This window comes from Runella aurantiaca, assembly GCF_003339505.1.
Lineage (GTDB): Bacteria > Bacteroidota > Bacteroidia > Cytophagales > Spirosomataceae > Runella > Runella aurantiaca.
In genome coordinates, this window is the sequence record NZ_QPIW01000029.1 from 56,688 (window position 1) to 68,977 (window position 12,290).

Consider the following 12,290-nt stretch of genomic DNA (forward strand, 5'->3'; position numbering starts at 1 on the left):
AAAACCCTACGAAAGATAGTTATAAATACAAACACACCGCCGCGACCGTCTTAAATTTATGTACAACGGTCCAAATCTAACATTGCTATATTTACGTAATTATAGATAACCATAAACATTATCGCTTTATGTCGACGTATTACAATTCCGAAGACCTCAAGAAATTTGGTAGTATTGGGGCCTTTGGTGCCAAAGATTTGGCCAACGATTTTTTTAAGTACTACGGCGACGTATTTGCCGAAGGGGCACTCACCTCCCGCGAAAAATCGTTGATTGCACTGGCCGTGGCCCACGTACTCAAATGCCCGTATTGCATTGACGCTTACACAACCGATACGCTCGAAAAAGGCTGCTCAGAAGACGAAATGATGGAGGCAGTGCATGTAGGGGCAGTCATGGCAGCGGGAATTACCCTGGTACACAGCACCCAAATGATCAACAAAGCAAAAGAACTAACCATGTAAAATCAGGAGCGAGAAGTGAGGAGTCAGAAGTTTTTATACTCACTTCTGACTCCTCACTTCTCGCTCCTGACTCCTGCCCACAATATGAATCCTGTCAAATCACTGAAAGCCCGAAAGCATGAACTGGGCGAATCTGCGTTTCAATTGGAGGTGTTAAACGACCGCCTTACTTTGGGGAAACACCTCCCGTCTTTTCGTGAGAAGCTAGAACCTATCGGTCTTTTTCCGCTGAAGCCCACCGAAATCGACATTTTTCAAGTCAACATGGGGAAAATGTGTAATCAGGTGTGCAAGCATTGTCACGTAGACGCGGGACCAGACCGCAAAGAAATCATGACGCAGGAAACCATGCAGTTGTGTTTGGATGTTCTGCAAAAACATAAATTCAAGACCATCGACCTTACGGGCGGTGCGCCCGAGATGAACCCGCATTTTCGGTGGTTCATTGAGCAAATCAGAGCCATCGACAATGACATCAACATCATCGTTAGGTGTAATCTGACCATTATTTTAGCCAATAAGAAATACCACGATCTGCCAGAGTTTTTCAAACAGCACCGCCTTGAAGTGGCTTCTTCGCTGCCGTTTTATACCGCCACCCGCACCGATTCGCAGCGCGGCAACGGCGTCTTTGAAGATTCCATCAAAGCGCTCCAAATGCTCAATGCCGTCGGCTACGGGCAGGAAGGCAGCGGCCTGACGCTTAATTTGGTCTACAACCCGGCGGGGGCTTTTCTGCCGAGCGGACAGGCAGGCATGGAAAAGGAATTCAAACGGGCGTTGAAGGCAAAATACGGTATTGAATTCAATCATTTGTTTTGCATCACCAACATTCCCATCAGTCGCTTTTTGGATTATCTGTTGGTAAGCGGCAATTATAGCGAATACATGGAAAAGCTCGTCAACTCCTTCAATCCGACAGCGGCGGCCAACGTCATGTGCCGCACAACGCTGTCTATCGGTTGGGATGGGTACTTATACGATTGCGATTTTAATCAAATGCTGGACCTGAAAGTAGCAGGAAAAGCCAAGCACCTGCGGGATTTTGACATGGAGGCGTTGACCCAACGCTCCATCATCATCAACCAGCATTGTTATGGATGTACGGCGGGAGCTGGCAGTTCGTGTGGCGGAGAAGTAGCCAAATAAGTTGTTTGCAGCTTGACAGACAAATCGGTATCGAATAACTTCGGTACCGATTTTTTTTGTTTTTGAGTGGTATTTTTCAACCACGGAGGCACAGAGGCGTACAACGCGGAGAGTCACTATATTTTTGATTCATTCTAAAAAGTGCCATATATCGCACTATTGGGCCGTATAATTCATCGAATACAAGATAATTTCAAGGAATAGTGCATTAAAATGCTCTTTTTGATGTAATTATGTTTTCAGTAGCACAGGCCGGTATCAGTGAAACTACTTTCAACCATCTGCTTGCTACCTTGCTATCCCGCTCCGAAACGGTAGAAAAAATGGTTGCCACCTCTTTTCTCAACGAAGCTACCAAAAGAAATTATTGGCAGGCTTATCAGGGGCGGTTGAAGCAGTTGGGGAAAGAGTGAGGGGATTTGGAAAACGGAGAAAGGAAACACGGAAAGATTTATGTAAACGCATTTTTTTAAAATCTAACAGTCAATGTTTTCAATCCCGTAGGGATTATATATCGGTAGAAAAGAAAGTATCAGCGACTTTAAATAAGTACCGTAGGTACGCAATAGACGTCAAGATTCAAGAAAAGGCAAACTATAAACTGTAATGAGGAAGCCATTTAAAATAGGGCCGAAAGAATATAAATTCAAAAAAGATGCAATCTCACATTACCGAACAATCTTAAATTCCTATGATTGTGGGCTATCATTAAACGAGGCTGATTTTGAAGACCTTATAGACTTGCTTGACTATGACTACTTTAATTACCTAGCCGAGCTTGAAATAACGCAGGAAATTCAGGCAGAAGAAATAGATGATGAGGGTAAAACAAATAAAAACAATGAGTCAGGCGAAACAGAAATATTAATTGAAGATATCAAAGTAGCCAGAGTCCAGTTTAACACCAAGTGTTTTGAAGTCTTTTATAACGACCAAACAAGCCAGTACATTTCCTACTTAATGATACTTAACAACACAAAATATACTCCTGAAAAATTGTTTTATGTAGCTTGTAGAAACTCTGTTCACGATGACATTAAATCAGTAAAACAGGACTATTTTGATAAGAATTCAGTTAAAGGTCAAGTTAAATGTCAAGAAACAGGTATACTTTCAAAATGGACTGAGTTAGCGATTGACCATAGACAGCCAAATACGTTTTCAGTAATCGTTGATAGATTTAAGGAAGTGAACAGGATAGAGTTGGAAAAAATTGAATACATATCAAACGATCAAAACCATATTATTTTTCAAGATGCAGATTGGAAGGAAAAATTCAGAAAATATCATTCCGAAAAAGCTAATTTACGCATTGTGAGAACTGAATGTAATTCAAGTAGAACAGCTATGGCAAGACTTAAAAGGACCTCAAAAGATTTAACAATAGAATAAAAACATCTGCGAATATTATTCTTTTCCTCAATCCATAAATTACTAAAATTCAATAGCCACACCCTGCAAAGCCGTTTCTTCGTCGGGCAGGATATCGCAGTTGTCCCAGAGGCCCGTTAGGAGGGTTTCGGAATAGGAATAGGGCAGGCCGTTTTCCATCATGAGTTGGTTGGCTTCGCCGGCATCGTACTCAAAACTTCTGAATTCGTACGAAAAGGTATCGTTGGCATCGTCCAACATGACGTACCACACGCGGGGTGTGCCGTCGTTGGCGGGCATTCCGATCACGCCGGCGTTGAGCCACAATTTATCATCTTGGGCATCTGCAAACGGCAATCCGCAGTGACCGGCCAGAATGACGTCCGCTTTTGCCGCTTCAAAATTCGCCGCTTTTACGTCCCACGGCGTGGATTTAAACACAAATTCCGAGATATTTTGCATCGAGCCGTGCAGCACTTTTACGCGTTTTTGGGCGTATTGGAAGTCAAGAAAAAGGGGTAACGTTGCGAGGTAGTTCAGGTTACGTCGGGTCATCCGAACGGCGGTGTACGGAAACCACTGTTTGGCAAAAAAATCACACCGACTGCCTTCGGAAAAATTGCAACCGCAGTCGTCGGTGCCGTTGAGCAGATTTTGTTCTACGTTTCCCTGAATTGCCCGAATGCCCCAGTCTTCCAGAAAATCCAGACACTCGACCGGCGAAGCGCAGTAGCCGGCAATATCACCCGTACAGATGATGTTTTGCGCAGGAATATTTTCCTTCGTTGCCCATTGATACAGTTCTTCCAACGCCTGATAATTGGAGTAAACACCCCCAAAGATCAGGACTTTTCCGCGCAGGGTACCGATATGTTGCGTTTCAGGCGTCACTTTCTTTTAAACAGAACAGGTATAAAAAACAAGGTAAAACAACCTATTGTTCCGACGACGTTGATGCTGAGCAGATCGGCGTATTTGCCGTCGGAAAATTGAATCCAATGAACATCTTTGACAAAAATGGTGGTTAGTCCGCAGGCAATGCCGAAAAGGACCGAGCCGTAAAAAGACCATTTCGGGGCTTTTATCCACCAAAACAGAAAGATAGGCGCCAATCCCAGCACCATCGTGCCGCTGATGGTTGTGGCTGAAAGAATTTCGGGATTTAGAAATACGGGCAATGTGCCAAACAAAGCACACAGCACCATCGTGATGCGCCCTTTACGCACACTGATTCCTTTTTCTTTGAGTAAATCCAGATGAATGAGTTTGGTAGACGACGAAAAGGTGGAATCGATCGTAGAAGCCGCCGAGGTCACCATGATGGAGTTCATCATCAGCATCATGGGCAAACCGAACAGTTTGGCCACTTCCACCGTGGCGGGCGCGGGCAGACCTTTCATGGAACCAAAAATACCGACAAAACTGAACAGGATGATGCACGACATACCAATTACCGTCGCCATCACAAAGGAAACCAACGTAGTACGAGGCGGCGCAATAAAACCCCGGTCGGTCATGATGGGGTCGTGAAAAGGATAACTCAAAGATTGAAGCAACGCTACGCACAATAAGTTGACGCCCTGACTCATTTTCCATTCGCCTTTGCTCACCAAAGCTGCAATACCGCCGGGCGTTTGGGGAATCAGCACGGCCAAAATAAACACCAAAAGCACCATAAACAGCACCAAGTGAATCATATCGGTAAAGATCGAACTCCGCATCCCGCCTTTGAGCGTGTAGGCCAACGTCAAAATCGTAAACACCGCAATGGAAGAAAAGTACGGAACGCTCCCCTGCTCGCCGAAATAGGTGCCGATAATGATGGTATTGGACCAAATCTCGTTGATAAGTCGGAAGCCGATCAGCAACGAAAACAGCCCCACCGCCACTTCTCCGTAGCGCGTTTCCAGAAAATGGTGAATGCTGCGAAAATTTCCTTTGATGCGCATTTGGTAGATCAGCACACCCGCTACCATAAACGAAAGGTAATAGCCCGCGTAGGCCACTCCGCCCACGATTCCGAAGGCATAGCCCAAATCAGCGGCGTTGGTAATGGATTTGGCAAAAAGCCACGAAATGACCAGACTGCTCGTCAGCCACAGCGAATTGGGCGGTACGTTGTCTTTGCTTCCTTTAAAAAAATCGTTGGTTTTACTCGTCAGCGGTGAGACCACAAACAACAGGAGACTCGACCCAATCATGATCACCCATTGCCACGTAATTGCATCCATACAAAATTATTTATCCCACCAAACGGGCGAATTTACACTGTTGTTATTGGTTTTGGACGCGGCCGCTATAAAATTAGCATTATTCAGGGCGTCTTCGGTGGTAGGATAAGGCAATCTGACCGGAATCAGGTTTTGATTTAAACTGGCCGAGATGTTTTTCAGTTTTGGAAAACCCGTCCGGCGGTACTCGACCCAACCTTCGTAACCATTGATGATATTGGCCAACCATTTTTGCGTAATGATCTGCTCTACGGGATTGGCCCCGTTTAGTTTATAAGCCGCCGGGGCGGTTTTGAGGTAAGTATCGGGCAACGTAGCTCCCCAATACTCAAAGGCTTGGGTTACGCCCGTTTCGTAGAGTTGTTTGGCATTGGCGGTAATAAGACCCTTTTCGGCGGCTTCGGCCAGCAGGAAATTGACCTCAAAACTCGTCAGAAAATTGGCTTTCAACTTTCCAGCATCTTCCCGAAATATTCGTCCCGCAAAAGAATAATTTCCGACCGAAATAGAAAGTTTGGACGCATCGGGGCCGTTGAGCAATCCTTTGTAGACGTTGGCATTATTGGCCGTAGGCCGAAAGAAAACCTGCCTGCGCGGGTCATTCAGTTTGGTCAATATTTCTTCGACCGTTTCCGACATAATGAAGAGGTTAAAGTCCCCAACACGCGCCGTGGCCATGCGGAAATTATTGGGCTGCGAGGCCGTAAATTGGTACACCGCGTTTTCGGAAGGCAATTTGATGAAGTCTCCACCGGCGTAAATTTTCACCAATTCGGCAGCCACATTTTCCTGCGCCGACACCCTCATCAAGTATTTGAATTTCAGCGAATTGGCCAACTTACGCCACGACGACAGGTTGCCTCCGAAAATAATATCGCCCTGCAAGGCCTGTGCCCCTTTGTACGCACTGATGACACTCACGGCTTTGGTAAGATTTTCAATGATGCCGTCTTTGCCCAAATAAATATCCCGCTGCGCGTCGTACACGGGCGCTACATTTCCCTCTTTCCCTTTCAACGACTGACTGTAAGGCACATCGCCGTAGAGGTCCGTCAGTACGCCCGTCAGGTACGCTTTGTAGATCAGGGCCGGACCTTCGTAGACCGCATACGCTGGATTGGAGCGGGATTTGGCGAGCAAGATTTCATTGTCGCGAAGATTTTCGTACAAAAACGCCCAGGGATTTCCTCCGTATTGTGCTTCGGTAAGGCTGTGACGGTCAAATAAATTGAAATCAATGGCGGTGAATAATTGCCCCAGCAAATTGCCCGCTACGAAGCCTTCGTACGACATTTGGTCGGCGTAATCGAACAGCACTTTACGGAATAGCAACTCGGGCTGTACATCTACGGGAGCTACGGGATTGACGTTGATCTTTTCAAAATCGTTGGTGCAGCTTCCCAACATCACCAACAAAATGATTGAGAAATGAGCGATATATTTTTTCATGATTGAATGCATTTGAACAATAAAAACATCGATGATTTAGAAAGTCAAACTCAATTTAACGCCCAAACTGCGCGAAGTCGGATAACTCATATCTTCCACACCCGACAAAAACTTCTGCCCCTGAAAGGCCGTTTGCTCAGGGTCAAAATGGCGCATGTCGCTGATGGCAAACACATTCCGCGCTACCAACGAAACACTGATGGCTTGAATGTGCTTTCCCAACACAGAAGCGGGCAGTTGATAGCCCAATTGTACCTCTCTCAGTTTCACATACGACGCATTGTAGGTATTATTTTCTTCGTGGTTGCGGTCATAATATTGACGATAATACGTCTCGGCCGACACGGCTACGGTATTGGGCTGGTAGACGGGGCTTTCGGCGGCTCCGGTATTCACCACACCTTTGGCCACAATGCCTGCCTCGGGACGGTCGGCGGTTTCGATCAACTGTCCGCCCACGGCCGCCAGCGCCAGCGTTCGCGACACCAAAATCCCGCCCTGCCGCCAATCGACCAAAAACGCAGCATTGATGTTTTTATATGTAAAATTGTTATTGAATCCCACCATAAAATCGGGATTGTAATTTCCCAATTTTTTCAAGGTGTTATCCGCAATGTACCCGCCTGTTTTGTTGATAACAAAGTCGCCGTTGGCATTTTTAAGATAGCCCGTTCCCCACATATCGCCCATTCGACCGCCTTCCTGCACCTGATACCAAACCGTTTGATTGACAATGTCATACACGCGATTGTAGGCCAGCGTAATGGTCTTGGCTTGGTCGGGCAATGTCTCCACGCGGTTGCGATACGCCGTAAAATTGATCAACGTATTCCATTTAAAACGACGCCGTTGCACGGGCGTAACATCTACGATTGCTTCCAAGCCTTTGCTCCGAATAGCGCCGCCGTTGACGTTTTGCTGCACATACCCCGACGACACTGCAATCGGCAGAGAGATAATCTGATTCTTATTCAGGGAGTTAAAGTAGGTTACATCCAATTTCAGGCGGTCATTAAAAAACCGCACGTCGGCCCCAAATTCCACCGAGGTGATGCTTTCGGGTTTGAGATTGGCGTTGGGAATAAAGTTTTGGTCACTGAAACTCGGCAAACCACCCACGGGCGTACGCGACGTAAAGGTTCCGTTGGTCTGGAACGGATTGGTGTCATTGCCCACCTGTGCATAACTCGCCCGAACTTTGAGGAAAGAGATGATTGCGGGCAATTTGATTGCGTTGGAAACCACGAACCCCGCCGAAACCGACGGATAGAAAAACGACGTATTGGCCACCGAAGTAGCCGTAGCCAACGCGCTCGACCAATCATTGCGGCCCGTAATATCTACAAACAGCATATTCTTAAAGCCAAATTTGGCAATACCGTAGAAGCTGTTGATGCGTTTATTATCGGCATTTTGAAAGTATTCCAACGGTGATGACGCATTGGCCAATGAATACACGCCCGGCTGCGCCAGCGAGAGGGTTTGTATCTGCTCCAAATTGGCTTTGCGGTTCATTTGATTGCCTCCCAAGGATACATCTACCGAAAAGTCGCTGAATGTTTTGGAATAATTCGCCAGAAAATCGGAGTTTATTTCCCGATAAAATACATTTTGCTCGGCATACGCTCCCGTTTTGAAACGATTGGAACTGAACGCTCTTCTGAACGTCCGGTCTTCGTTTTGGTAATCCATGCCCGTCCGTACCGTCAGCGACAGTTCTTTGGTGAAGTCGTATTTCAATGATACATTTCCAAATAACCGGTCGCGGTTGAAGGCGTTGCGGTTTTCAAGTAACGTAAAATAAGGATTGTCGAAAAACGTGTAGTTGTACGAATATTGCTGCACGTTTTCCAGTCCCGGTTGCCAGTAATCCTTTAATGAGTTGATATCCGTAGACCTTCCCAACCAGCCTACCATGGCATAGTTGGTGTTTTCGGAGCCGTATTTGGTCGCGGGGCGGTTTTTGCTGCCGGTGTTCACATAATTAAGGGTCGACAGGATTTTCAGCGACGAAGTCGGGCTGAAGGTAAAAGCAGCCGAAACGGTTTTACGTTTCAAATCTACGCCCGGAATGATGGATTGACTGGCTAAATCGGTCAATGACAAACGAGCGTTGTTTTTTTCATTGCCTGCCGTGAAGGCCAGATTATTGATGCGGGTATAGCCCGTTTGGTAAAAATCTTTGACGTTGTTGGGGTGAGACACAAACGGCGTCGGTGTAATGGGCAAACCGCCGTGGATAGCCAGATCACCGCCGCGCACCACGCGCCCATCGGGCAGGGAAACGGGGCTGTCAAACTGCGGAATCAAAAGACCGGCATCCAGTTTTGGGCCGTAACTGTACGTAATATTGTCGTTGATTCCACCGCCCAGACCATCTTTAAACGCAAATTTACCACTATTGCCCACGCCATACCCATTTTGAAAAACGGGCAGTTTAAAGGGCGTTTCGGCATAGTTGGTCGAGTTGAACGACACGCCGATGCCTTTCTGATTTCCTCCTGTTTTGGTCTTGATAATGATAACTCCGTTGGACGCCCGTGTGCCGTACAGGGCGGCAGCGGCCGGGCCTTTGAGCACCGTTACTTTATCAATATCGTCGGGGTTGATGTCCATGGCACCGTTGCCAAAATCCACTTCCTGAAAGCCGGCGGCATCGTCGTTGACATTATTTACGATGGTGTTATTGTTAATGGGAATCCCATCCACCACAAACAAAGGGTTCGCATTGGTAAACGAAGACTCGCCCCGAATGGTGATTTTGGTCGAAGAGCCCACGCCCGTTGTTCCGGCGGTGATGTTGACCCCCGCTACTCGTCCGGCCAAGTTATCCAGAAAGTTGGTAGATTTGACCTTGCTGATTTCCCGGGCATCTACCTGTTGCACCGCAAAACCTAAGTTTTTGGATTCACGCTCCACACCCAAGGCAGTGATGATGACCTCGTCTAATAATTTACCTGCTTTCAGATAAACGGTCACATTGGCTTGATTGCCGATAGTTACTTCGGTAGTCTGAAAACCCACAAAGGAAATTTTAACTTTCTGATTGTTTTCGCCAATAAGCAAACTAAATACACCATTTATGTCAGTTATTACACCCTCATTCGGCCCTGCATTGACAGATGCTCCCGCCAATGGTTGAGCGGTTTCGGCATCTAAAACCGTCCCAGTCAATTTTTTGAGCTTTTGGGCCATCACAACGTGCGAACCCACGCAAAACAGCAACAATGACAGACTAAAAATTTGAATGGACTTTTGTAAGTATAATAGCTTCATCGTGAAAAAATATACGTTTAAATAATATACGGTAAAACACCATAAAGAGTTTTGACTTTTATACACCGAGGCATTTATCCATGAATAGCACAATCAATTACTGATAAAATTAAATTATTTTTACCTTTGTACCACTAAAACAGTATGCTTGCCTACTACCTTTGAAGCACAATACGAATGGAAACCTACGGAAGAATCTTGCTCATTGCCATGCCCATTTTTTTGGGATTGGTTTTACTAGAAAAAATCTACGGGTGGGCGGTCAAAAAACAGCCTTTCCGCACCATGGATATGCTCTCCAGCATGAGCTCAGGCTATACTAATATCATCAAGGATGTGTTGGGACTGAGTGTTTCTATCTTAACCTATGGTTGGATGGTCGAACACTGGGCCATTTATACCATTCAGTCCACGATTGCCACCTACGCCGTGGCGTTCATCGCGCTTGATTTTTCGGGCTATTGGGTCCACCGCATGAGTCATGAAATCAACTTTTTTTGGAACAAACACGCCATCCACCACAGCAGCGAAGAGTTTGATTTGGCCTGTGCACTTCGGCAAAGCATCTCGTCGTTCGTCAGTTTGTTTACCATTTTTTTGCTACCAGCTGCGTTGTTGGGCGTTTCGCCAACGGTCATTGCCATCGTAGCTCCTTTGCATCTTTTTGCCCAGTTCTGGTATCATACCGTTTATATCAATAAAATGGGCTTTTTAGAACACATCATCGTCACGCCTTCGCATCACCGTGTGCATCATGCCATCAATCCCGAATATTTGGATAAAAACCACGGACAAATCTTTATCATTTGGGATAAACTTTTTGGGACATTTCAGGAAGAATTACCCCACGTTCCACCCGTTTACGGCATTACGCGACCAGCCCAAACCTGGAATCCCATTAAAATCAATTTCCAGCACCTATGGCTACTCATTCAGGATGCATACCGAACCAACAGTTGGCGGGATAAACTTCGTATTTGGTTTATGCCCACTGGTTGGCGCCCAGCCGATATTGAGGAAAAATACCCCGTACACAAAATTGACGACCCCTATCATTTTCAAAAATACACCACCAAAGCCTCCACTGCGCTTTTAGTTTGGACGTGGTTTCAGTTTTTATTTACGTTTGCTCTTATCAATTATTTCTTTCTGTACATTGCCAAAATAGGCACGCCCAATATTTTTGTCTACGGCGGCTTTATTTTTCTGAGCGTCTTTGCGTATACCGAACTCATGGACCGCAACCCGTACGCCTTGGCGTGGGAAGGGCTCAAAAACGGCATCGGGCTTTGGTTGATTTACACAACCAATTGGTTCGGGATCGGGGGGGCTTTGCCGTGGATTACGCTCGTTCTCAGCGCCTATTTTGTCGTGGCTACCATCATCACGGGCCTTTTTATTTGGTTTGACATTCGCAAAGATTCTGCCGCTCAACCTGAAAAAAAATGGGCAACTGCCTAATATTCTTTGGCTTGGGTATGATTTTTTTAGTGAACTGATTAGTAAAACCGCTTGTTGTTATCAGTTCACTAATCGGTTTGCCTCACTTTGCGGCAAATACTTTACAATTATGAATCGTTTTCGGGTTGAAAATTCGGGGTTTGCTCCCTACCGATATATATGCCTTTTAGAAATTTTTCGCGTCGACTTTGAAGGAAACCCTCTGCCCTACGTCAGTCGCTCGACGGGCTTTTTGGTTGACAAAAATGTCATTGTTACGGCGGGCCATTCGCTGAATGAAACAGAATCACGCATCAGTCATTTTAAGGTGTATCCCTTCATCAATGCGGTGTTGCCACCGCATATTTATTGGGTAGACATTCCCCCTTTCACGTTTAAAATTCACTCAATTCCTGACTATAAAAATCCAAATTGTTACGTTAAAGACGATTTTGGCGTGATAATGCTTGATACGGACGCCGTTTATCAGCAGATGGGAGGGCACTTTGATTGGAACGAAAACTACTTGGTAGCCGAAAATTTAACCGAAAACAGCCCCATTCACATCGCAGGCTACCCCATCGACAAGGCTGATTTTGAGATGTGGCGGGAAGAAGGCCGAGTCATTGAGGTTACCAAACACTGCCTTATCCATTCATTCACCACGACCCAACGAAACAGCGGCTCACCGATATGGATTGAGCACCAAGGCCGATTCATGGTCGTTGGTATTCATGTATCTGGCAACGCCGCCTCCTGCGGCTACCGGCCCGAAAACCGTAAATTCGGAAGCGCCGTTTTGCTCACAAAGCATGTATATGATAAAATTTCGGGGTGGATAGCTGCTCGTAATCAAACTTTTTCGCAACAGTCTTTTAAACACTCTTCGTACACATTTGGTTAAAATGAC

At 46.0% G+C, this 12,290-nt stretch carries 10 protein-coding genes; 6 read left to right on the top strand and 4 right to left on the bottom strand.

The features are described 5' to 3' along the window. The first annotated feature begins 128 nt into the window (after positions 1 to 128). From DVG78_RS24720 to DVG78_RS24735, 4 genes are all read left to right on the top strand, one after another. Positions 129 to 464 (top strand): arsenosugar biosynthesis-associated peroxidase-like protein, encoded by a 336-nt coding sequence (locus DVG78_RS24720; protein WP_114463701.1) that lies wholly within the window; start codon positions 129 to 131, stop codon positions 462 to 464. 84 nt (positions 465 to 548) lie between these two features. Further along, the gene (gene arsS, locus DVG78_RS24725) at positions 549 to 1,613 is read left to right on the top strand and encodes an arsenosugar biosynthesis radical SAM (seleno)protein ArsS (protein WP_114463702.1); all 1,065 of its coding nucleotides are present in this window, start codon (positions 549 to 551) and stop codon (positions 1,611 to 1,613) included. Between the two features lie 233 nt (positions 1,614 to 1,846). After that, positions 1,847 to 2,026, top strand: a complete 180-nt coding sequence (locus DVG78_RS24730) for a hypothetical protein (protein WP_199563293.1) — start codon at positions 1,847 to 1,849, stop codon at positions 2,024 to 2,026. A 193-nt stretch (positions 2,027 to 2,219) separates the two neighbouring features. Further along, on the top strand, positions 2,220 to 3,005 hold the full coding sequence (locus DVG78_RS24735) for a DUF3223 domain-containing protein (RefSeq protein WP_114463703.1): 786 nt from the start codon (positions 2,220 to 2,222) through the stop codon (positions 3,003 to 3,005). Between the two features lie 42 nt (positions 3,006 to 3,047). On the opposite strand, the gene DVG78_RS24740 is transcribed toward DVG78_RS24735, so the two are convergent. Genes DVG78_RS24740 through DVG78_RS24755 form a run of 4 tightly spaced genes read right to left on the bottom strand, consistent with a single transcriptional unit; the run spans position 3,048 to position 9,940 of the window. Then, positions 3,048 to 3,875, bottom strand: coding sequence for a metallophosphoesterase family protein (locus DVG78_RS24740; protein ID WP_114463704.1), 828 nt, complete (start codon positions 3,873 to 3,875; stop codon positions 3,048 to 3,050). After that, entirely contained in the window at positions 3,872 to 5,215 is a 1,344-nt protein-coding gene (locus tag DVG78_RS24745; protein WP_114463705.1) for a sodium:solute symporter family transporter, read from the bottom strand. The genes DVG78_RS24740 and DVG78_RS24745 overlap by 4 nt, the downstream gene beginning before the upstream one ends. Positions 5,216 to 5,221: 6 nt before the next feature. Continuing rightward, positions 5,222 to 6,664, bottom strand: coding sequence for a SusD/RagB family nutrient-binding outer membrane lipoprotein (locus DVG78_RS24750; RefSeq protein WP_114463706.1), 1,443 nt, complete (start codon positions 6,662 to 6,664; stop codon positions 5,222 to 5,224). A 36-nt stretch (positions 6,665 to 6,700) separates the two neighbouring features. Beyond that, entirely contained in the window at positions 6,701 to 9,940 is a 3,240-nt protein-coding gene (locus DVG78_RS24755) for a SusC/RagA family TonB-linked outer membrane protein (protein WP_114463707.1), read from the bottom strand. A 177-nt stretch (positions 9,941 to 10,117) separates the two neighbouring features. Between DVG78_RS24755 and DVG78_RS24760 the strand changes: the two genes are divergently transcribed. Next, complete coding sequence (locus DVG78_RS24760; protein ID WP_114463708.1) at positions 10,118 to 11,401, top strand: sterol desaturase family protein; 1,284 nt, start codon at positions 10,118 to 10,120, stop codon at positions 11,399 to 11,401. A 109-nt stretch (positions 11,402 to 11,510) separates the two neighbouring features. After that, positions 11,511 to 12,284 carry a trypsin-like serine peptidase gene (locus DVG78_RS24765; RefSeq protein ID WP_114463709.1) on the top strand — a complete coding sequence of 258 codons (774 nt, stop codon included), beginning with the start codon at positions 11,511 to 11,513 and terminating at the stop codon, positions 12,282 to 12,284. The last annotated feature ends 6 nt before the right edge of the window (positions 12,285 to 12,290 follow it).

What these genes read in the sequence shown, in the direction of transcription:
- DVG78_RS24720 (WP_114463701.1), top strand. Translation starts at nt 129, where the DNA reads ATGTCGACGTATTACAATTCCGAAGACCTCAAGAAATTTGGTAGTATT.
- arsS (WP_114463702.1), top strand. Translation starts at nt 549, where the DNA reads ATGAATCCTGTCAAATCACTGAAAGCCCGAAAGCATGAACTGGGCGAA.
- DVG78_RS24730 (WP_199563293.1), top strand. Translation starts at nt 1,847, where the DNA reads ATGTTTTCAGTAGCACAGGCCGGTATCAGTGAAACTACTTTCAACCAT.
- DVG78_RS24735 (WP_114463703.1), top strand. Translation starts at nt 2,220, where the DNA reads ATGAGGAAGCCATTTAAAATAGGGCCGAAAGAATATAAATTCAAAAAA.
- DVG78_RS24745 (WP_114463705.1), bottom strand. Translation starts at nt 5,215, where the DNA reads ATGGATGCAATTACGTGGCAATGGGTGATCATGATTGGGTCGAGTCTC.
- DVG78_RS24750 (WP_114463706.1), bottom strand. Translation starts at nt 6,664, where the DNA reads ATGAAAAAATATATCGCTCATTTCTCAATCATTTTGTTGGTGATGTTG.
- DVG78_RS24755 (WP_114463707.1), bottom strand. Translation starts at nt 9,940, where the DNA reads ATGAAGCTATTATACTTACAAAAGTCCATTCAAATTTTTAGTCTGTCA.
- DVG78_RS24760 (WP_114463708.1), top strand. Translation starts at nt 10,118, where the DNA reads ATGGAAACCTACGGAAGAATCTTGCTCATTGCCATGCCCATTTTTTTG.
- DVG78_RS24765 (WP_114463709.1), top strand. Translation starts at nt 11,511, where the DNA reads ATGAATCGTTTTCGGGTTGAAAATTCGGGGTTTGCTCCCTACCGATAT.